The organism is Micromonospora sp. NPDC051227 (genome assembly GCF_044455385.1).
In the GTDB taxonomy this organism is placed as follows: Bacteria; Actinomycetota; Actinomycetes; order Mycobacteriales; family Micromonosporaceae; genus Micromonospora.
On sequence record NZ_JBITET010000005.1, the window covers coordinates 176647 to 196875 of the forward strand.

At 69.4% G+C, this 20229-nt stretch carries 20 protein-coding genes; 18 read left to right on the plus strand and 2 right to left on the minus strand.

From position 1 onward, the window contains the following. Positions 1-216: 216 nt before the first annotated feature. Together rpmF and ACIA47_RS15670 are read left to right on the plus strand one after the other, a co-directional pair. The gene (rpmF, locus tag ACIA47_RS15665; protein ID WP_132340382.1) at positions 217-396 is read left to right on the plus strand and encodes a 50S ribosomal protein L32; all 180 of its coding nucleotides are present in this window, start codon (positions 217-219) and stop codon (positions 394-396) included. Continuing rightward, positions 393-1619, plus strand: a complete 1227-nt coding sequence (locus ACIA47_RS15670) for a GTP-binding protein (protein ID WP_396708462.1) — start codon at positions 393-395, stop codon at positions 1617-1619. The genes rpmF and ACIA47_RS15670 overlap by 4 nt, the downstream gene beginning before the upstream one ends. A 464-nt stretch (positions 1620-2083) precedes the next feature. On the opposite strand, the gene ACIA47_RS15675 is transcribed toward ACIA47_RS15670, so the two are convergent. Together ACIA47_RS15675 and ACIA47_RS15680 are read right to left on the minus strand one after the other, a co-directional pair. Continuing rightward, positions 2084-2344, minus strand: coding sequence for a type B 50S ribosomal protein L31 (locus tag ACIA47_RS15675; RefSeq protein ID WP_203118054.1), 261 nt, complete (start codon positions 2342-2344; stop codon positions 2084-2086). Beyond that, positions 2341-3642 (minus strand): CobW family GTP-binding protein, encoded by a 1302-nt coding sequence (locus tag ACIA47_RS15680; RefSeq protein ID WP_396708465.1) that lies wholly within the window; start codon positions 3640-3642, stop codon positions 2341-2343. The genes ACIA47_RS15675 and ACIA47_RS15680 overlap by 4 nt, the downstream gene beginning before the upstream one ends. A gap of 199 nt (positions 3643-3841) precedes the next feature. On the opposite strand from ACIA47_RS15680, the gene rpmB reads away from it, so the two are divergent. The 16 genes from rpmB (at position 3842) to ACIA47_RS15760 (ending at position 20223) form a co-directional block, all read left to right on the plus strand. Then, complete coding sequence (gene rpmB, locus ACIA47_RS15685) at positions 3842-4078, plus strand: 50S ribosomal protein L28 (RefSeq protein ID WP_203118037.1); 237 nt, start codon at positions 3842-3844, stop codon at positions 4076-4078. Beyond that, positions 4078-4245 (plus strand): 50S ribosomal protein L33, encoded by a 168-nt coding sequence (rpmG, locus tag ACIA47_RS15690; RefSeq protein WP_013287204.1) that lies wholly within the window; start codon positions 4078-4080, stop codon positions 4243-4245. The genes rpmB and rpmG overlap by 1 nt, the downstream gene beginning before the upstream one ends. Further along, complete coding sequence (rpsN, locus tag ACIA47_RS15695) at positions 4245-4550, plus strand: 30S ribosomal protein S14 (RefSeq protein WP_396708468.1); 306 nt, start codon at positions 4245-4247, stop codon at positions 4548-4550. Before rpmG ends, rpsN begins: the two co-directional genes overlap by 1 nt. 53 nt (positions 4551-4603) lie before the next feature. Next, a complete protein-coding gene (locus ACIA47_RS15700) occupies positions 4604-6076 on the plus strand; it encodes a choice-of-anchor M domain-containing protein (protein ID WP_396708470.1) in 1473 nt (490 codons plus the stop codon). 128 nt (positions 6077-6204) lie between these two features. Continuing rightward, a complete protein-coding gene (locus ACIA47_RS15705; protein ID WP_396708472.1) occupies positions 6205-7398 on the plus strand; it encodes a WxL protein peptidoglycan domain-containing protein in 1194 nt (397 codons plus the stop codon). Between the two features lie 134 nt (positions 7399-7532). After that, positions 7533-9134 carry a TIGR03773 family transporter-associated surface protein gene (locus ACIA47_RS15710; protein ID WP_396708474.1) on the plus strand — a complete coding sequence of 534 codons (1602 nt, stop codon included), beginning with the start codon at positions 7533-7535 and terminating at the stop codon, positions 9132-9134. Next, complete coding sequence (locus ACIA47_RS15715) at positions 9131-10714, plus strand: anchored repeat ABC transporter, substrate-binding protein (protein ID WP_396708476.1); 1584 nt, start codon at positions 9131-9133, stop codon at positions 10712-10714. Before ACIA47_RS15710 ends, ACIA47_RS15715 begins: the two co-directional genes overlap by 4 nt. 11 nt (positions 10715-10725) lie before the next feature. Then, positions 10726-11706: a choice-of-anchor M domain-containing protein gene (locus ACIA47_RS15720; protein ID WP_396708478.1), complete on the plus strand. Its 981-nt coding sequence runs from the start codon at positions 10726-10728 to the stop codon at positions 11704-11706. 26 nt (positions 11707-11732) lie between these two features. Next, positions 11733-12446 carry an anchored repeat-type ABC transporter ATP-binding subunit gene (locus ACIA47_RS15725; RefSeq protein WP_396708803.1) on the plus strand — a complete coding sequence of 238 codons (714 nt, stop codon included), beginning with the start codon at positions 11733-11735 and terminating at the stop codon, positions 12444-12446. Then, complete coding sequence (locus ACIA47_RS15730) at positions 12446-13381, plus strand: anchored repeat-type ABC transporter permease subunit (protein ID WP_203118008.1); 936 nt, start codon at positions 12446-12448, stop codon at positions 13379-13381. Before ACIA47_RS15725 ends, ACIA47_RS15730 begins: the two co-directional genes overlap by 1 nt. Before the next feature lie 43 nt (positions 13382-13424). Beyond that, positions 13425-14081: a choice-of-anchor M domain-containing protein gene (locus ACIA47_RS15735; protein ID WP_396708480.1), complete on the plus strand. Its 657-nt coding sequence runs from the start codon at positions 13425-13427 to the stop codon at positions 14079-14081. 5 nt (positions 14082-14086) lie between these two features. Beyond that, positions 14087-14731: a choice-of-anchor M domain-containing protein gene (locus tag ACIA47_RS15740; RefSeq protein ID WP_396708805.1), complete on the plus strand. Its 645-nt coding sequence runs from the start codon at positions 14087-14089 to the stop codon at positions 14729-14731. Between the two features lie 748 nt (positions 14732-15479). Continuing rightward, positions 15480-16841: a Y4yA family PLP-dependent enzyme gene (locus ACIA47_RS15745; RefSeq protein ID WP_238410411.1), complete on the plus strand. Its 1362-nt coding sequence runs from the start codon at positions 15480-15482 to the stop codon at positions 16839-16841. Continuing rightward, the gene (locus ACIA47_RS15750; RefSeq protein WP_203117995.1) at positions 16838-18157 is read left to right on the plus strand and encodes a pyridoxal-phosphate dependent enzyme; all 1320 of its coding nucleotides are present in this window, start codon (positions 16838-16840) and stop codon (positions 18155-18157) included. Before ACIA47_RS15745 ends, ACIA47_RS15750 begins: the two co-directional genes overlap by 4 nt. 1 nt (position 18158) lies before the next feature. Beyond that, complete coding sequence (locus tag ACIA47_RS15755) at positions 18159-19349, plus strand: aminotransferase class V-fold PLP-dependent enzyme (protein ID WP_203117993.1); 1191 nt, start codon at positions 18159-18161, stop codon at positions 19347-19349. A gap of 112 nt (positions 19350-19461) precedes the next feature. Further along, positions 19462-20223 (plus strand): methyltransferase domain-containing protein, encoded by a 762-nt coding sequence (locus ACIA47_RS15760; protein WP_396708483.1) that lies wholly within the window; start codon positions 19462-19464, stop codon positions 20221-20223. The last annotated feature ends 6 nt before the right edge of the window (positions 20224-20229 follow it).

Sequence of the window (20229 nt, forward strand, 5' to 3'; positions counted from 1 at the left end):
GCGGAGTGTGGTACCTGCGGTTGCCTCGCGGTCTTCGGTGTCCGCACGGCGTGGCTGGGCGCAGCCAGCAACAGATTTCCTGTCCGGTCAGTGGTCTGCCGGGCCGGCGTGTTCAGCCAGAAAATCATGCGGGGTGCGCCCTCAGGCACCCGACCACCTAATCGAAAATGGGAACCATTAGCATTTGGGTGACCCCCCTCGGTGAGGAGATCCTTCATGGCCGTGCCCAAGCGCAAGATGTCCCGGTCCAACACCCGCCACCGTCGCGCGCAGTGGAAGGCGAGTGTGCCGCAGTTGACGCCCTGCCCGTGTCCGCGCAAGGAGATGGTGGTGCCGCACCGCGCCTGTGCGCACTGCGGCCTGTACAAGGGGCGTCAGGTGGTGGATCAGCCGTGACGGGCCGGCTGCCGGTGACAGTGCTGTCCGGGTTCCTCGGCGCGGGTAAGACCAGCCTGCTCAACCACGTGCTGGCCAACCGTGACGGGTTGCGGGTGGCGGTGATCGTCAACGACATGAGCGAGATCAACATTGACGCCGCGTTGGTGCGTGACGGCGCGGCTTTGTCGCGGACGGAGGAGCGGCTGGTCGAGTTGACCAATGGCTGTATCTGCTGCACGTTGCGCGATGATCTGCTCGACGAGGTGGCCCGGTTGGCTCGGCTGGGTCGCTTCGACTACCTGTTGATCGAGTCCAGCGGTATCTCTGAGCCGATGCCGGTGGCCGCCACCTTCGCCTTCGGCGTAGAGAACGGGCAGGTCCTCGATGACCTGGCTCGGCTGGACACCACCGTGACGGTGGTCGACGCGGCGGGCCTGCGGGCCCGCATCGAGGCGGGGGAGACGCTGGAAGCACGTGGGCTGGCCGCGTACGAGGGAGACGATCGGAGTGTCTCCGACCTGCTGGTCGACCAGATCGAGTTCTCCGACGTGCTGGTGGTCAACAAGATCGACATGGTCGCCCCGGAGGATTTGGCGCTGGTTGAGGCACTACTGACCCGCCTGAATCCGGCCGCCCGACAGGTCCGTGCCGTGCACGGCCGGGTGGCCCCGGCAGAGGTCCTGCACACGGGCAGGTTCGACCTGGAGCGGGCCGAGACGGCGCCCGGCTGGGTCGCCGAGCTCAACGGCGGGCACGTGCCGGAAACCGAGGAGTACGGCATCTCCAGCATTGTTTTCCGCGACCATCGGCCTATGCACCCGCAGCGACTGTGGGACCTGCTGGCCGGCGGGCTGGATGTGTTCGGTGTGGTGCGGTCGAAGGGATTCCTGTGGCTCGCCAGCCGCCCGGGCGTGCAGGCACTGTGGTCGCAGGCCGGTCCTACGGGCCGGTGCGATCCGGTCGGCGTGCCCGTCTTGGTCTCCGGGGAGTGGCCCGAGGATCCCGACGAGCGGATCGAGCTGGAGTCTCGCTGGCATCCGGTCTTCGGGGACAGGCAGCAGGAACTCGTCCTCATCGGTATCGACCTGGACGGTCAGGGCCTACGGGCCGCCCTGAGCGACTGCCTGCTCACCGACACCGAGATCGCCGCCGGAGAGGATGCCTGGCGGGCGCTGCCCGACCCGTTCCCCATCTGGGACCTGAGCGACCTGCACGAACACGGCGAGCCGGTTCAGGTCTGACCAAGTCAACCACTCTGACCTCACCCGGTAGCGGCGGGATCGGGAGCCGGGTTACCCACTGACGAAACTGGCCGCAGCGTCTCCTGGTCGCCGGTTGCGTCGGCGACGAGACAGTACGCGGACACGTGCGCCAGCGGGCGCTCGACGGCGGTGGCGGTACCACCCCCAGGCTTGGCGTTCTCGGAGAACGAGGGGGACTGTTGATGACCAGCGGTGGGCGGTCGAACACGAGGGTCAAGGTGTTCGAGCGCCGAGCGTCTACCGCAGGGCTGTCTCGGCGGGGATGTCAGCGCAGCGGCGCGACCGGGTGATGGCGGGGGTCTTCCCGCCTCTGACGGTCAACCGCGAGCCGGTCGCCGGGGCAACCAGCTCGCGGGCGACCGTCAGGTGCCAGAACCGGTCGTGCCGGGCGGGCCCTCACCAGGTGCGGCGCCGGTCGGTCCAGCCGACGGGCACACCGATGGTCACGTGCCCTGCGGCCCGCGGCGGGCGTACTTCTGGCGGAACTTCTCGACTCGGCCCGCGGTGTCGAGCAGGCGCTGCTTGCCGGTCCAAAAGGGGTGACTGGCGGAGGAGATCTGCACGTCGATCACGGGGTAGGTGTTGCCGTCGGTCCACTCGATGCTTTGGGCGCTGGTGGCGGTGGAGCGGGTGAGGAAGGCGAAGTCGGCGCTCTTGTCGCGGTAGATGACGGGTCGGTAGTCGGGGTGGATTCCGGGCTTCATGAGGGTTGCGCTCCTTCGGTGTCGGTGTCGGTGTCGTCCAGCTCCTCCGTGTTGAGGGGGAAGCAGCCGGCGAACGGGTCGTGGTAGGTGCGCCAGCTTTCTTCGCCGTCGGCGAGTTCGCCGTCGGTGAGCAGGCAGTGGGCGAGGGTGCGGTGCAGCTCGACGGGGTCGACGTCGAGGCCGATGAAGACCAGGTGTTGGTGGCGGTCGCCGTAGTAGGGGTCCCAGTCCAGGGCGGCAGCGAGGCGGCGTTGGTCTTCGACGTGCTCCCAGCGGTCCTCGGGCAGGCTGACCAGCCAGTGTCCGAGCGAGCCCATGGCCAGACCGCCACCGGCGAACTCCCACGCCACCACGGCGTCGGGTTGGCTGGCCAGCCAGAGGTGGCCTCGGGAACGGATCATCTCGGCGTTGACGTCTTCCAGGACGTCGTGCAGGCGTTGCGGGTGGAACGGGCGGCGGGCGCGGAAGACGGCGGAGACCACGCCGCAGTCGGGTTCCGGCTCGTGTGTGCCCAGCGTGTAGCCCTGTAGGCCGCGGGCGAGCAGCCCGGGGGTCTCCGGTCGGTGCCGGTGGGTGTGGCGCAGTTGGCAGGTCAGCGTGCTGGCGTCGACGCGGTCATCGTCGACGCGGATGTGCACCGCCCACGGCGCCATCCGCTGCAGCAGGACCGACAGCCGGCTGGTGTCGAAGGCGCCTTCTCGGGACTGTCCCCAGAGCAGCAGGGTGTCGGCGTACTCGATCTGACGGACCACGACGTCGGCGAGCGCGCGGTCGTCGTCGTCTGCGGCCTGGATGCCGAGTGCGGTGAGGTCGTCGGTGCTGGCGAGACCGTCGAGCAGGTGTTCGGCGTCGAGGACGGTCACGTAGGAGTCGACGCGGATGAGGTCGGTGATCGGTGCGCCGTCGACGAGGCAGTGGGCGCAGGCGGCGGCGACAGCCTCGGGTTCCACCACTTCGGGCAGCATGAGCACCAGATCGTGGCCGGGATGGCTGCGGGCGAGCCGGACGAGGGTGGGCAGCACGTCTTCGCGCAGGGTGCAGGAGATGCAGCCGTGCCTCAGGTCGACCTGCTCGTCCTCGATGATGCCTGTGCTGGAGCGCACCACGCGGCGCACGACGCCGTCGCGGATCCCGGTGAGGTCGTGGCGCACCAGCAGCAGTGACTCGTCGGCGGCGAGCAGCGCCCGGGCGACGGCGAAGGTCGCCGCTGGCCAGAACCCGGACAGCACCGTCAACGAGGGGCGGGTATCCGCGTCCGTTGTCACGACGTGGGTCGGGGCCTGTGGTGACGACGACATCGCACTCCTCTCGACGCTTACTGAAAACGATTGTCATTCTAGGCACACGAGGGCTGGCGAAGCGAATGGCGGTCCGGCGGGCGCGACGGTCCCGGCTGAGCTCGTTGGCAACGACCCGGGGTGGGGTCTGACCGAACGGGTGATGTAGAACTGAAAACCGTTGTCGTTATCGTTCAACTTGAGCAAGGGAGCGTTCACTGTGTCCCGACGTTGTGACGTCACCGGCGCGAAGCCGAGCTTCGGCAACGCCGTGTCCCACTCCCACCGGCGCACCCGCCGCCGGTGGAACCCGAACCTGCAGAACCACCGCTACTGGCTGCCGTCGCAACGGCGATGGGTCAGCCTCACCCTGACGACGAAGGCGTTGAAGACAGTGGACCGCAAGGGCATCGAGAAGGTCGTCGCCGAGCTGCGCGCTCGGGGGGTGAAGCTCTGATGGCCCGCCAGACCGACGTGCGACCGATCGTGCGGCTGCGCAGCACCGCCGGCACCGGCTACACGTACGTCACCCGCAAGAACCGCCGCAACGACCCGGACCGGCTGGTCCTGCGCAAGTACGACCCGGTCGTACGTCGCCACGTCGAGTTCCGCGAGGCCCGCTGATGGCCAAGAAGAGCCTGGTCAATCGGCAGGCGCGCCGCGAGGAACTGGTAGCCCGGCACGCCGAGGGGCGGGCGGAGCTGAAGCGGATGGTCGCCCATCCGGATACCGACCCGGAGGTACGCGCCGAGGCGGTGCGTCGACTCAGCCGGCTGCCGCGGGACTCCAGCCCGGTGCGGCTGCGCTCGCGCGACCAGATCGACGGGCGCCCGCGCGGGGTGCTGACCCGGTTCGGGTTGTCCCGGGTGCGCTTCCGCGAGCTGGCCCTACGTGGCGAGCTGCCAGGGGTGCGCAAGGCGTCGTGGTGACGTCACCACATGGACCACCGCGCGCACGTACGCGCGGTGCTGAAAGGGGAAGTATGAGTGCAATTTTGAGGGCTCGCGGTTTCGCGGCCCTGGTTGCCGGGGCGGTGGTGGTCGCCGGCACGGTGCTCGCGCCGACCGCTGCGTCGGCGTCCGAGAAGGTGGTGTTGTCCAAGGGGCACACTGACGCGATCGACGTGCACTACGAGGGTGGAGCGCTGTCGTTGAAGGTCAACGACGACACGGTCAGCCCTTCAGTGACGCGGGACCCGGCGGACGTGTCGTTCCAGGTTCTGCCGGAGGCAGCGATGGCCGTACCGGACGATCCTCGGTTCGCCTTCCTCGGGCCGGCGGGCAGCCAGGTCTGGTTGCTGCCGTTGACCCAGGATCCGAATCTGCTCTGGCCGGGTTGGAACACCACGACGCTCGACTCGGGGGTGTTCGAGGGGAACAAGGTGCGGCTGAGCCTGGTCGACGTGCAGGGGCCGGGCACCGTCACGCTGTTCACCCAGGACTCGTTCGGCGGTCCGATCATCAAGTTCCGCTCCGACGACGGACTGCCCGACGCCATCGACGTGCCGGTGCACACGCACGCGCACTCCAACTGGGCGTTTCGCGCGCTGGGCAGCTACACGCTGACGTTCCAGGCCGACGCGACGTTGACCAACGGCACGACGGTCAGCACCGGGCCGGTCGACTACTCGTTCGTCGTCGGCGAGCTGTCCGGCGGTGGGCCAGAGGTCAGCCTGTCGGTCGGCGGCATGGCCGACGAGTACCAACCCAACGACACGGTGACTCTCAACGCCGTGCAGACGCCGCAGACCGAGCTGGACCACTACCACTGGTTCAGCAGGTGCCCCGGCACGGACGACTGGAGCATCATCGCGGGTGAGGCGGGCGCGAGCTACTCGTTCACCGCCACCCGGGAGCTGAACGCCTGCGAGTACGTGGTCAAGCTGTACGGCGACGCCCACGACGTGGTAGCGACCAGCGAACCGGTTGCCCTCTGGGTGGCGTTCCCGCCGCAGGAGCCGGGCACCTCGCAGACGATCACCGCGTCGATCGACGAGACCCAGGGTTCTCTGGTCATCAGCGTCAACCCGGACGACCGTGCGGTGGTGCTGCCACCCGCGCAGCTCACCGCAGGTGGTGACCGGTGGGAGAGCAATGGTGAACTCCGCCCGGTCACGGTGACCGACACCCGCGCCGGCCGACCGGGATGGGGCGCGTCCGGGCAGATCCCGGCGGACTTCGCCGGGCCGGACGGCGCGACGTTCAGCTCCGGCTACCTCGGCTGGAGCCCTCGGGTGATCGCCCAGGGCTCAGGGCAGGGCGTGGTCGCTGGTCCGGAGATTGCGCCGTACGTCATCGGGGCCGGCGGCGGCCTCGGCAACAGCGCGGTGCTGGGAACGGCGCCGGGCGGCGCCGGGCGGGGCACCGCGCAACTGGGCGCGGGCCTGCGGCTGAGCCTGCCCACCGAGACGGCCGCGGGGACCTATACCGCGACCCTCACCCTCACCGCGATCTGATCGCCCGAACTTGTCCGGTGGCCCGGCGCTGAACCGGGTCACCAGATGGTCGCGGGGTGGGTGGGCCGTTGCCGCGACCCGCCCACCCCGCCTCACCCCTCGCATCCAGGAACGGATTCATCCCCGCCATGCGCCTGCTCGCCGCCATCGCCACCGGCATCGCCCTGCTCGCCGCGGCCCCGCCTACGCCGTCGCCTCCTGCGCCGTCGGCGGGATCTGCCGTGACGTGGGGAGTGGCGCCGTCGAGCGCGAAGGGCCCGAACGGCCGGCCAGCGTTCACGTACAAGCTCGATTCCGGCGCCACCCTGACCGACTACGTCGCGGTCACCAACCACTCGGCCCGCCCGCTGACCCTGAACCTCTACGCCAGCGACGCGTTCACCACCGCGCAGGGCGGATTCGACCTGCTGGCCGGTGGTCAGAAGCCCACCGACGTCGGTGCCTGGGTCCGCTTCACCGGCGCCACCGTGACCATCCCGTCCACGTCCCGCCTGGACATCCCGTTCACGCTCACCGTGCCGGCCAACGCCACGCCCGGGGACCACGCCGGGGGGATCGTCGCCTCGCTCGCCGCCACGACGGCAAACGCGCAGGGCAACCAGGTCGCCGTCGACCACCGGGTCGGCGCGCGGATCTACCTGCGGGTGACCGGCGAGCTGCAACCGGCGCTGACCGTCGAGGACCTTCGGGTACGGCACACCGGCTCGCCCAATCCCCTCGCCGGTGGCACGCTCACCGCCACCTTCACCGTCCGCAACACCGGCAACGTCCGGCTCGCCGGGCAGCCCACGCTAGCCGCCTCCGGCCCGTTCGGCCTCGGTCGGCGCTCGGTCGACGCGCCGGCCCTGCCGGAGATCCTGCCCGGCGGCGAACTGACCACGACGATACGCATGACGGGCGTACCGCCACTGTTCCGGTTGACCGTGAGCGCCGCCGTCATACCTACCGCCGTGGGCGACCAGGTCCTCGACCCGCAGCCGGCGGTCGACACGGCGCGGGTCCCCGTCTGGGCGGTGCCCTGGCCGCAGACGGCCCTGCTGGTCCTGCTCGCCGTCGTCGGCTGGGCGCTGATCGCCGCCCGTCGGCGGCGGGCCCGACAGATCGTCCGGGCGGTAGCCGCCGCCCGGGAGGAGGGTCGTGCAGAGGCCAGCCGGGAGACCGAACTGACCCCGGACAACCGAGATGCCGCAGTCAGTGTGAGCCCGCGGCCCAGTGGCGACAGCCGGCCGCCGGATCGCCCGGTGCCGGACGTCGATCGCGGCGAACCTGGCCACCACAACCGACAGCCGGACATCGACCGCACGGTGAAGGACGAGCGATGACACGGCCGTGCCGAACCGACGGTGCCGCGCCGGCCTTCTCGATCCCGTCGGGCGGCGTACACGCCGCCGAGTCACGTCGTCACGGCGCGACACCACCTCGATGAACTACTACGAAGCCGTCTGGGGAGCAGGCAATGAGGATGAGAACCATGCGAGCCGGCGCCGCCGGTCTTGCGCTAGCCGTACTGGCGTTGGCCGCTGGGGGTGTGCCGGCGGCCGCGGAACCGGCGGCGGTCACCGCGGCCGGCGCGGACCTGGTGTCCGTCGCCCTGAACGGTGACTCGATGTCGCTGCGGCTGCGCGACGCCACACAGGTGTCCCGCGACGCGGCCGGACACGACCCGGCCGAGGTGGTGCTCGGCCCGGACGGCGGGCTGGCTGGCCGAGTGCCGGCAGGCGAGACCTTCGCCTTCCTCGGTTCGCCGGGGCACGCCGTGTGGTCACTGTCCGCCGGCGACACCCGGTTCCCAGCGCTGGACACCACCGAGGTACGCCCCGGCGTCGTCACCGACGACACGGTGGCCCTCACCCTGCACTCGGTCGAGGGGCCGGGAACGTTCACCGCGTACACCCTGTCCGGCCTCGGCACGGCGACCCCGCTCTTCGGCAGCGGCCCAGGCCTGAAGCGGACGGTGCAGCTGCCGGTGGCGACACGTACCGGCGGCCTGGTCTGGGCCTTCGACGCGGCCGGTGACTACCGGCTGACCCTGACCGGGTCAGCCACCCTGCGCTCCGGCCAGAAGGCCAGCGCAGAGGCGACGTACCGGGTGCGCGTGCCGGCGATCAGCCCGGTCGAGCAGGCGCCGCTTGCTCCTCCGGCCAAGCAGGTGCCGGGGTCAGACGAGCAGTCGGCAGCGCGCGCGTTAGCCGCACCCGCGGCTGCGCCGAAGCCCGCAGCTGCGCCGAAGCCCGCCGCAGCCCCACCGGCGGCGGCCGCGAAGGCGGCGGCCACCACCGCCACGGGTGCCCGACAGGTGATTGCGGACGGGCACGTCGACATGGGCCCCCAACTGTCCGGAGACAGGTGGACGATCCGGATCAAGGACGACCGGACCAGCCCTCCCGTCTGGCGGGAGACCGCCGACGTGGTCCTGCAGGTCAAGGACAATGCGAAGATCACGGTGCCCGCCGGCGCCGACTTCCTCGGAAAGCAGGGCGACGCCGTGTGGCTGCTGCCGCAGTCGCAGCAGGCGGGCATCGTCTGGCCCGGCTGGAACACCCAGCACGAATCCGTCGTGTCGGGCATCAAGGGCAACGTCACCTGGGCGCTGAAGGGCGTCAACGGGCCCGGCCGGTTCGCTCTCTTCCTGACCGGCTCGTTCGGCAAGGCCGACGTGCTGTTCGACTCGACCAAGGCGTTCCCGCAGCAACTGAGCGTTCCGCTGAACACCCACGCGCACGGCAACTGGGCGTTCAGCAAGCCCGGCCTGTACCGCCTCACCGTGCAGATGAACGGGACCACCAGCGCCGGCAAAACAGTCACCGACACGAAGACACTCACCCTCGCCGTCGGCGACAGCACCGACCCGAACAGCGGCTTCGGCTCCGGCAGTGGCACCGGGAGTGGCGGGGACAACGACGGGGACGACCGGGGCGGTACTGGCCGTCTTCCGCGAACCGGCACCGATTGGGTGCTGACGGCCGGCGCGGCCGGCGTGGTTCTCGTCGGCGTCGGGGTGCTGCTGGTGCTGCTGACCCGCCGCCGCCGCGCCGGCCTCGCAACGGCAGACGCGTGAGTCCGCTGGTCGCGCCACGGCTGCGGCAGGCGATCCTGCCGCTGCTGATCGTGGGGCTGATCGCCGGCTGCCGGTCGGAGGTGGCATTGAGCCCCAACGACGACCGGGTCCAGGTCATCACGACCACCGGCATCCTGCGGGACCTGGTGAGCAACGTCGGCGGGGAGCGGGTGGCCGTCGGCTCGTTGGTGCCGGACAGCGCCGACCCGCACAGCTACGAGCCGTCACTGCGGGACGTCCGCGACGTCGTCTACGCCGACGTCGCGTTCAGCAACTACCTGCTCCTGGAGGAGCAGGCGGTGATCAAGGCGCTGGACGCGAACCTGCGCGACGGCGTACCGAGCATCTCGCTGGCCGAGGGTGCGGTGAAGTACGCCGCGGAGATCATCCCGCTGGTCGAGGACGTGTCGCTGGACACCATCTGGCTGGGTATGCGGGTACGCGGCACCGGTGCGGCGCAGGGCGCGAACCGCTCCTCCGACGTGCTACTCACAGCGACTGCCGTAAACGGTCCGGGACGGATGCTCGGGTACCTGACCGAGTCGTTCGGCAACCCGTCGTTCTACGTCGATTCGGGCGACGGGTTCGACGCCGCCAACGGCTACCGGGACGACACCGCCACGCTCCCACCCGACGCGCACACGCACATGAGCTGGGCGTTCACCAAGCCGGGTATCTACCGGCTGACCATGCGGGCGCAACTGGCGGTCACCCCCGAAACCGCCCCTGTCCCACTGGGCGAGCAGGTGTTCACCTTCGCCGTCGGGGTGGACCCGCACTCGGTGCCGGGCATGGCGCGCGCGGAGGTGCTGAACTCGGGGCACGCCGACGTCACGGTCGACCTCGACGAGCGACGGCTCTACCTGTTCGCCGACCCAGAGGGCAGCGGCGAGGCCAACCAGCGGGTGTACGACCCGGCCAACACCGTGATCGAGGTGCCGAACAAGGCGCTGCTGGAGATACCCGGTGACCGGAGATTCCGGTTCCTCGGTCGACCCGGCACCCAGGTCTACCAGCTTCCGCAGGCGGTGCTCGGCAAGCATGTGCACGGTGAAATTGACCCGCACCTGTGGCAGAACGTCCGCAACGCGATCTCCTATGTGGAGCTCATCCGGGACACCCTGATCAGCGTCGACCCGCAGGGCGCGACGGACTACCGCAGGAACGCCTCGGCCTACATCCGGGAACTGGAAACGCTCGACACCCAGGTCCGGGACACGATCGCCCGCATCCCGCAGTCGCGACGCCACCTGGTCAGCACCCACGACGCGTTCGGCTACCTGGGCCAGGCGTACGGAATCCAGATCTCCGGCTTCGTCACCCCGAACCCCGCCACCGAGCCGAGCCTCGCCGACCGCCGCCGGCTCACCGAGACGATTCGCAACCTGAAGATCCCCGCCGTGTTCCTGGAACCCAACCTGGCGGCCCGATCCACCACCCTGACCGAGGTGGCCCGCGAAGAAGGGCTGCGGGTCTGCGCGATCTACGGCGACACCTTCGACCGCGGCGTCACCACCTACGCGGACATGATGCGGTTCAACGCCGAATCGCTGCACGACTGCCTGACCACCGACAAGTGATGGAGGAGCCAGTGACGGCAGGACGGGCGCTACGCCGCCCCCGTACGACCACCGCCTTCCTGCGATGCGCGGTGGCCACGGTGATCGTGCTGACCACGACGCAGACCCCGGCCCGGGCCGAGGAGCCGACACCGGGCCTCAGCCAGTCGATCGCCGCCGACCAGCCCCTCGCCACCGGCCGGGCGGAACTCGCCACCGGACACGTCGACATCGGCCCCCGCTACGTCGACAACCAGTGGACACTGCTGATTCACGACGGCACGCAGGCGCGACCGGTGTGGCGCAACCCCGACGAGGCCCTGCTCCGGGTCTCCGACGCCGCGCTGCAGACCGTTCCCGACGACCCGGCGTATGCCTTCCTCGGCGTCGACGCCGGCAAGCGGGTGTACGTGGTGCCGCAGGTCCAGAACTCCGACGTCGTCTGGCTCGGCTGGAACACCCAGGACCCCCGGGTGATGCAGACCATCGACCGTGGCGTCACCCTGACCCTGCTCGGCGTCCGGGGACCGGGAAACCTCACGACCTACCTGCAGTCGGGCAACTTCGCCGCACCACAGCCGCTGTGGCGCTCCGCCGATTCCACCACGCAGCCTTTCTGGGCCGAGGTCAACACCCACACCCACGCCAACTGGGTGTTCACCGCACCCGGCGTCTACCTGGTCGCCGTCCGGGCGTCGGCCGACCTGATCAACGGGGAGACGGTTTCGGCGACCCGCACGCTGCGCTTCGCCGTGGGCGACACCACCAGCGCCGACGAGGCGTTTGCCGCCACCGCGGACATCCCCACCGCAGCCGGGCAGGCACCAACCGGCGAGGAACGGACCGCAGACGACGAGCCAGTCGGCAGGCCCACGACACTGCTGCTCATCGCGCTGGCAGGCGCGGCCGCCCTGCTCGCCGTCGGACTGGTCCTCCTGCTGCTACGCGGACGCGGCGCGAAGCGCCGGGCCGAACAGGAACGCGCCACCGCACGGTCGGAGGGCCAGCGGTGAGAGCACTCGACATCGAAGGGTTGGACGTGGACCTCGGCGGCCGGCCGGTCCTGCGGGACATCCAGCTGCACCTGGACCGGGGCGAACTGGTTGGGCTGCTCGGGCCCAACGGCGCCGGGAAGACCACCCTGCTCCGTGCCGTCCTGTCACTGACCCGCACCCGCGGCGGCACCGTGACAGTGGACGGCAAGCCGGCGCGTCCCGGCCGGTCTGAAATCGGTTACGTGCCCCAGCGTCACGAGTTCACCTGGGACTTCCCGATCTCGGTCGAACAGGCCGTGATGAGCGGCCGGACCGGCCGCATCGGCCTGCTGCGCCGACCTGGCGTCACCGACTGGCGAGCGGTCGGCGACGCACTGGACCGCGTACATCTGACCGGGTTGCGCCGCCGGCCGGTCGGTGAGCTGTCCGGCGGGCAACGTCAACGCGTCCTGGTCGCGCGAGCCCTCGCCCTCGCCCCGCGCATCCTGCTGCTGGACGAACCCTTCACCGGACTCGACATGCCCACCCAGGAACTGCTGGGCGACCTGTTCACCAGCCTGGCGAAAGAGGACCGTGCGGTGCTGATGACCACCCACGATCTCGTCGCGGCGGTGGACTCCTGCACCCGTCTGGTCCTGCTCAACGGTCGGATCATCGCCGACGGGCAGCCGGCGGACCTGCAGGACGCCGAGCCGTGGACGAGGACCTTCGGGGTGAGCGCGACCTCCCCACTGCTGAAGCTCGTGAGGGCGACCTGATGTCGATCACCGATTTCCTCACCGACCTGCTCAACCCCGACCTCGCGTTCCTGCCCAAGGCACTGGCAATCGCGGTCATGTCCAGCATCGTCTGCGGCGTCGTCGGCTGCTACGTCGTCCTGCGCGGCATGGCGTTCATCGGCGACGCCGTGGCACACGCGGTCTTTCCGGGCATCGCGGTCGCCTTCGTCCTGCAGGGCAGCCTGGTGCTCGGTGGCGCCGTCGCCGGTGTCGCCACCGCCCTGCTGATCGCCATTTTCTCGCAGAACCGGCGCGTCAAGGAGGACTCGATCATCGGCGTCTTCCTGGTTGGCGCGTTCGCTCTCGGTATCGTGATCATCTCGCAGGCCCCCGGATACGCGGGATCGCTGCAGCAGTTCCTCTTCGGCTCGATCACCGGCATCCCGGACCGGGACCTGTACGTCGTCGGGGGCACCGGCCTGGTCATCCTCGGCCTGGTGCTCGCCCTGCACAAGGAATTCGTCGCGGTCTGCCTGGACCGGGAGATGTCGCGCGCCATGGGGCTGTCGGTCTTCTGGCTCGACATCGTGCTCTACGTCCTGGTCACTCTGGCTGTGGTGATCTCCCTGCAGACCATCGGCAACATCCTCGTCCTGGCCCTGCTGATCACCCCCGCGGCGGCAGCCCGTCTGCTCACCGACCGGCTCGGCGTCATGATGCTGCTCGCCCCGCTGATCGGCGGCGTCTCGGCGACCGTCGGGCTGTACCTGTCCTGGAGCTACGACACACCGGTCGGCGGCACCATCGTCCTGGTCGCCACCGCGGTCTTCCTTGCCGCCTGGCTGTTCGCCCCGCGACACGGCCTGCTGACCCGACGGTGGCGACGCCCTGGCGGGCACGAACTCGACGACGCACATCCGAGCCCTCGTCCAGCCCTATCGCAGGCAAAGCGAAACGACTATCATTTTCAATAAGCGTTGGTCCATTCGGGACCCTCGCGTCGAGAGGAGTCTTTTCGTGCGTAGCACCATCCGTCATCTCCTGGCGTCGGGCGTCCTAGGCGTGGCTCTGGTCGCCACGGCCCTGCCCGCCCAGGCCGCCACCACCTCTGCCGTGGTGTTCAACACCGGCCATCTCGACCTCGTCGACGTGGCCTACGAGGCCGGCACGCTGGAGGTCGGCGTCCACGACGAGGACAACGACATCGAGTACGGCGCCGACGAGGTCAAGCTGATCGTCAAGCGCCAAGCCAAGGTCACCGTCCCCGCCGACCCCGCCTACGCTTTCCTCGGCACCCCAGGCGTCTCCAAGGTCTGGGTCCTGCCGCAGATCGAGAACACCAACCTGATCTGGCCGGGCATCGCCGCCGAGGAGATCGAAGCCGGCGTCTTCGCAGGCGATGCCCTGACGCTGTCCGTGCAGTCGGTCACCGGCCCCGGCCAGCTCGCCATCTACACCGAGAACGCCGTCGGTCAGCCAACCATCCTGGCTGACAGCGGTGACGGCCTCCCGGACGCCATCACTGTGACGGCGGGTGACCACGCGCACGCCAACTGGGCGTTCGGCAGGGCCGGCACCTACTGCGTGACGGTGCGCGCCGCCGGCACCCTGGCCGCCACCGGCCAGCAGGTCACCTCCGCCCCCGCCACGCTCCGCTTCACGGTCAAGGCGTGAACGCCGTGCGTGCCCGCAACCGGCTCTTCGCCGGTCTCCTCCTGACCGGCGCACTGCTCGTCGGCACCGCGGCGCCCGTAGCCGCAGCACCGGTCGTGCTCTCCAGCGGCCACGTCGACGTGATCGACGTCGACTACACCGCCGGCGCGCTCACCGTCAACGTCCTCGACGGCACCGGCACCACCAACGTCGAACGCAATCCCGCCGACGTGCTCTTCCGAGTGCCGAGCACCGCCAAGATCACCGCGCCCGGTAGCTCCGCCTGGTCCTTCCTCGGCACCGGCGGTCAGGCGTGGGTCCTGCCGCAGTCCAGCACCGCCGGACTCCTCTGGGCTGGGTGGAACACCGCCGAGGTGCCCAGCGGCATCTTCCAGAACAACCGGGTCACCTTCAAACTCACCAGCGTCTCCGGCCCCGCTGGCTTCAGCATCTACACCGTCTCCGGCGGCACCCCCACCGTGCTCTTCGACAGCGGGAACGGCCTGCCCGACAGCCTCAACGTCAACCACAACACCCACGCCCACGTCAACTGGGGCTTCGACGCCGCCGGCACCTACGCCCTCACCTTCGAAGTCAACGGCACGCTCGCCTCCAGTGGGGCCACCGTCAGCTCGGGCGCCAAGACCTTCACCTTCGAAGTCCTTCCCTGATCCGTTCCACCACATCTGATCTGCCAACTCACTGTCGATATCCGCCCCGGTAGGACGCGTGTGCCGTGGCGGATCCGATCGGCGCGGCGCCTACCTCTCGTAGGCGCCGCGCGCCGACCAGTGCCACCAGCTCCGACCTCCGCCGTGGGGCACTCGCGGATTGACATCGCTGGTGAGAGGACGGCGAAACCTTCGGGTGGGCGGTGCCAGCGGGGGCGGCGAACCGGGGACTAACTTGAACTGGTTATCATTTCATCGATCCGCCCAAGAGCGTGGTACCTCCGGTGGGCGGATCAGGGGAGGCGTGGCGGTCTCGGTGCCGAGGTGAGGGTGCTGCTGGGCATCTGCGCGTCCTGCGCCGAAGACTGAGCCGCGCGCCGGTATTGCCTGCAGTGAGTGTTCAGCGTGGCCCGGTGCAGCAAGAGAAGACATTGCTTCGCGTCGTGGTCGTCGGGTCTGCTGGATTGTCGACCCATATATTGACGACCACCGTCACATATGCGCACTCGTATATGTGACGGCGAGGTGTCCGGTCGCTCGTCTGCCGCCTCTTGGCGGGCGTCGGAACATCGGTTACGTTGAAGCAGGCCGTCGTCACGAAGGGTTTTCGGTGAGAGGGGTGGCGGCGTCCGTGGCGCCACGACTCAGCTGAGGAGTCGCATTGCCCCTTTATCTGGCTCCGCAAATTGATCCGACACTGCGGTCGGCGCTCGACGAAACCGTCCTGTTGGTACAGTTAGCCGACGCGATGGGATCTCCACTCGGCGTGATTCTTCCACAGCAAGTGGCCGACAACGTCGCCGCATTCCGCTCAATCCTTTCCGACCACCGCCTCTCCGGCCAGATCTATTACGCGCACAAGGCCAACCGATCCAGGGCCCTGGTGCGTGAACTCGCCGCCACCGACGCGGGCATCGACGTGGCGTCGCTCGCCGAGCTGCAGCACGCGCTCGGTGCCGGCTTCGTACCGCAGCGAATCATGGCGACCGGGCCGAAGAACGAGGAGTTCCTCTGGCTGTGCGCCCGCACCGGAGTCACCGTCAGTGCTGATTCGGTCGGCGAGTTGGCGGTGCTCGCCGCACTGGTCACGGATTGGTCGTTGCCGCGCGTACGGGTGATGGCACGCCTGTCGGGCTTCACCTCGTCAGGCGTGCAGCTCGGCAGTCGCCGCAGCCGCTTCGGGGTGTCGGCCGCCGCAGCGAGCGAGGTTCTCGACGCGATCGAGAAACACGCCGACGCCCTGGATCTGGTCGGAGTGGCGTTTCACCTCGACACGATCGGGCTACCGGAAAAGGCTGTCGCGTTGGAGGGCTGCCTCGGCGCGCTGGACGAATGCCGTCGACGCGGTCTGCGGCCATGGTCGGTGAACATCGGCGGTGGGTTCGGCGTGAACTACCTCGCTGACGGCACACAGTGGGAGCAGTACACCTCCGCGTTGACCGAGGCGGTGCTCGGCAAGCGAGCGCCACTGACCTGGAACGGGCACGGTTACGGGCTGCGCGCCGAAGGTGACCACGTTCGGGGGTCGCTGAACCTGTACCCCGCTCACCGGCCCGTCTCCGGACCCGCGTACCTCAATCGGCTGTTGCGAACAACCGCCCCCGAGCAGCGCCGCCCACTCGGCACACTGCTGTTGGACAACATGTACGACCTGCACGTCGAGCCGGGTCGGGCCTTGCTCGACCAGTGCGGACTGGTCCTGGCCAGCGTTCTGGAGGTCCGGGACGAGGCCAACGGCGACACGATCGTGCGCCTGGACTGCAACGCACGTGATGTCAGCCTTGAGGAACACGGCGTGCTGATGGACCCGGTCGTCGTGCACCGGACGACCCCGGCCGCTCCGGGGCCCGCAGGGGTGTACCTGTTCGGCAACCTCTGCCTCGAAGCGGATCTCATCACCCGACGCAAGGTCTTCCTGCCGTCCCGGCCCCGCACCGGCGACCTGCTGGCCTTCGTCAACACCGCCGGCTACCTCATGGACTTCAGCGCCACGCACGCGCTGCGCCAGCCGATCGGCCGCAAGGTCGCGCTGTACCGCGACGACGGCGCGTGGCGATGGTGCCTCGACGAGCAGTACTGGCCCGTTCACCATCGTGCGGAGGCACCATGAGGTTCGAGAGCATGACCGAGGCCATCGGCAACACCCCGCTGGTGCGCATCGACCCCGCCGTGCACGGTCTACGCAACATCGACCTGTACGCCAAGATGGAGTTGCTCAACCCGTTCGGCTCGCTCAAGGACCGCGCCGCGTGGAACATGGCCCGACCCCTGCTCACTCAGGCCGTTGAGCGCGGCGACACCGTTGTCGAGTTGTCGAGCGGCAACACGGCCAAGGCCCTCGCCGTCATCGCCGGGATGCACGGGCTCACTTTCAAGAGCGTCACCAACCGCATGAAGGTCGCCGAGATCAAGGACCTGCTGCTGCTACTCGGCGCGGAGATCGACGAGCTGCCCGGGCAGGCCGAATGCCTCGACCCCACCGACATCGACGACCCGCTGACCAGGATGTACCACCGCCTCGCCGGATCGGGCGGCGGTTACCTGCACACCGACCAGTACTTCAACGAGCTCAACGTCGACGCGCACCTGAACGGCACCGGCCCGGAGATCGTGAAGGACCTCGACGGCCGAGCCCCGGACTACTTCATCGCCTGCGTCGGAACGGCCGGCTCCTCCACCGGGGTGGCGACGGCCCTGCGCCAGCACAATCCCGACGTGCGCGTCGTCGGGCTGGTGGCGCACAAGTCCGACTTCATCCCGGGGATCCGCACCATCGACGAGGTGCACGAGGTCGGCCTCTTCGACCCCGACGTCTACGACACGGTGGAGACGATCACCGCCGACGACGCCATCGATGGTCTGCTGACTCTCGTACGCCGCTGCGGCACGCTCGCCGGGCCGACCGGTGGCGGCGCCTACCAGGGTGCCGTACGCCATCTGCGCGGCATCGACGCGCAGCTCACCGCGCGCCGGACAGCGGTCTTCATCGTCTGTGACCGCGTCGAGAGCTACATGAGCTATCTGCGGGAGCGGCGGCCCGAGCTGTTCGGTCGGCCGCCGCGGCGCAACTCCGTCCGCACGGTGACCGACGCGGACGTGCGGCAGGCGGCCACGGTGGGTGTCGCGGAAGCCGAGCGGTGGATCGCCGGGCGCCGAGGGCTTGTTGTCGACCTGCGCAGCCCGTTCGCGTACCAGGCGCTGCACATTGACGGCTCGATCAACATCGTCGACGAACTCTTCGCTGAACTGTTGCATGGTGGGCTGCCGTTCGGTCGCCGCCAACCGGTGCTGCTGGTCTGCCCGGTGGGGGAGAAGTCAGCCCGGTACGCCGCTCTGCTGACCCGGATGGGTCATCCGGACGTGCGCTCGCTCGACGGCGGGATCATCGCCTGGCGTGACGCCGGCGCCGAACTCGTGCGCGACTGACATGGATGTTCTCGACGAGCTGCGCCCGTGGCAGGAGGAGCTGCGCGACCAGTTCCCGCTCATCACCGCCAACCCCGATGTCGCGTACCTGGACAGCGCCGCCACATCTCAGAAGCCGCAGGCCGTCCTCGACGCTGTCCTGGCTTACCTGACGACTGGCAACGCCAACGCTGCCCGGGGCACGTACCCGTGGGCGAACCGGACGACCACCCGCATCGAGCAGGCCCGCGACCGGCTGCGCGGCTTCCTCGACGATCCGGAGCCGGAGCGATCCGGAGTGCACTTCGTCAGCGGCACCACCGAGGGTTTGCGCGCCATCGCCCGTGACTGGCTCGCCCCGCAGCTGCGCGACGGCGACGAGATCATTGTGCCGTTCGCCGATCACGCCGCCAACAACGCGCCCTGGCTGGAAGCCGCGGAGCTGCTGCGTCGTCAGGGCGCCTCGATCGGGGTGCGCGCGATGCCCTACGACGCCGCCCACGATTACGACACCGGCCGGCTCACGGCGATGATCAACGATCGGACGCGCCTGATCGCCGTGACCCACGTGCATCACGTCTACGGCAGTGACATGAACGTGCACAGGCTGCGCGTGGCAGCCGGACCGACCGTTCCGATCTGCCTGGACGCCGCGCAGGGCGTGGGGCACCTGCCGCTGTCCACCGCGACGACCGACGTGGACTTCGTGGTGTTCTCCGGGCACAAGGCGATGGCGCTGCCGGGCACCGGGGCGATCTGGGCGCGCAATCAGCGCGGTCCGACGTACGCGCCGGCCGGCTGGCACGGCTCTCCCAACACCAGTGGCATCATCAGCCTGGTCGCCGCGCTGGACTGGCTCGACGCCGCCGGCCTGGATCGCGTCGCACGGTGGAACACCGCGCTCGGCGCGCGGCTCACCGACGGGTTGCGCACGCTGTCCAACTTTGAGGTGCTGGGCTGTCAGAGCAGCCTGGCCGCCGACGCTCCGGTGCAGCAGCGCCAGGGCATCGTGGCCTTCCGCCACCATCTGATCGGCTCGAACGACCTCGGGTTCATCCTGGCCGCGCGCGGACTACTGGTTCGCGCCGACGGTCACTGCCAGGGCGACCAGGGCGAGAAGACGGCATCCGTACGGGTAAGCCTGCACGTCTACAACACCGCCGAGGAGGTGGACCGGCTCCTGTCGGTCCTGGCGGAGCTCGACCAGGATTGACCGACACGCACCGCGATATGCCGTTTCTGCCGTCTCGGATCACCTATCCTGTCGGAAATGGCTTCCGTTATCGTATGGCTTCCCGTTCGCGCGTCGTCCCCGGAGTACACCCATGGCAACGACCACCGGCGCGCCCGGCGCGGTGCTCGACCCTACGCAGATCGTCCGGTGGCGCGAGACATGGTCCCAGGTCATGGGGAAATTCGTGCCGCACCTCGCCAGCCTTGAGGTGACGCTGTGCCGTGTCGCCGAGGCTGTTCACGGCGGGGCGCCCGACCGGGTTCTCGATCTGGGTGGCGGCCCCGGGTTGCTGGCGGAGCGGATGGCTCGGCGGTGGCCCGACGCAGAGATCACCCTCATGGACATCGATCCAGTGCTGCTCGCGCTGGCGCGCGGTGCCCTGGCGGGCGAGGTGCGGGCGCTGGAGGGTGACCTGTCGACGCCGGGCTGGGTGGACCGCGCGGGTGGCGGCCACGACCTGGTCACGGTGGTCATGACCCTGCATTACCTGACGCCATCCCAGGTGCGTGGGTTCTACGACGACGCTCGCCGCTGCCTGGCGCCCGGTGGGCTGCTCATCGTCGCGGACCTCATGCCCGACGAGGGACTCCCATCCCTGATGACCGCCTTGAACCCGGCCCCGAACGAAGCCGCCGCGGAGCTGGCCTGGGCGCAGTGGTGGAGCGACATCGGGGAGGTGGAGGTGCTGCGGCCGCTGCTCGCGCAGCGGGCGGAGATCTTCGGCGAACGGCTGCCGGCCGAGTTCACCGCTCCGGCGTCATGGCATGCCACCGCCGCTCGTGAGGCCGGATTCGGCGAGGCCGGAATCCTCTGGCGATGTGGCAGGCACGCGGCCCTGGCGGCCATGGTCTGAGGGCCG

Bases quoted from the DNA above. Each gene is read 5' to 3' on its own strand.
- ACIA47_RS15760 (WP_396708483.1), top strand. From the start codon at position 19,462: ATGGCAACGACCACCGGCGCGCCCGGCGCGGTGCTCGACCCTACGCAG.
- ACIA47_RS15730 (WP_203118008.1), top strand. From the start codon at position 12,446: ATGTCGATCACCGATTTCCTCACCGACCTGCTCAACCCCGACCTCGCG.
- rpmG (WP_013287204.1), top strand. From the start codon at position 4,078: ATGGCCCGCCAGACCGACGTGCGACCGATCGTGCGGCTGCGCAGCACC.
- ACIA47_RS15710 (WP_396708474.1), top strand. From the start codon at position 7,533: ATGAGGATGAGAACCATGCGAGCCGGCGCCGCCGGTCTTGCGCTAGCC.
- rpsN (WP_396708468.1), top strand. From the start codon at position 4,245: ATGGCCAAGAAGAGCCTGGTCAATCGGCAGGCGCGCCGCGAGGAACTG.
- ACIA47_RS15750 (WP_203117995.1), top strand. From the start codon at position 16,838: ATGAGGTTCGAGAGCATGACCGAGGCCATCGGCAACACCCCGCTGGTG.
- ACIA47_RS15680 (WP_396708465.1), bottom strand. From the start codon at position 3,642: ATGTCGTCGTCACCACAGGCCCCGACCCACGTCGTGACAACGGACGCG.
- ACIA47_RS15755 (WP_203117993.1), top strand. From the start codon at position 18,159: ATGGATGTTCTCGACGAGCTGCGCCCGTGGCAGGAGGAGCTGCGCGAC.
- ACIA47_RS15700 (WP_396708470.1), top strand. From the start codon at position 4,604: ATGAGTGCAATTTTGAGGGCTCGCGGTTTCGCGGCCCTGGTTGCCGGG.
- rpmF (WP_132340382.1), top strand. From the start codon at position 217: ATGGCCGTGCCCAAGCGCAAGATGTCCCGGTCCAACACCCGCCACCGT.
- ACIA47_RS15675 (WP_203118054.1), bottom strand. From the start codon at position 2,344: ATGAAGCCCGGAATCCACCCCGACTACCGACCCGTCATCTACCGCGAC.
- ACIA47_RS15745 (WP_238410411.1), top strand. From the start codon at position 15,480: ATGGGATCTCCACTCGGCGTGATTCTTCCACAGCAAGTGGCCGACAAC.
- ACIA47_RS15705 (WP_396708472.1), top strand. From the start codon at position 6,205: ATGCGCCTGCTCGCCGCCATCGCCACCGGCATCGCCCTGCTCGCCGCG.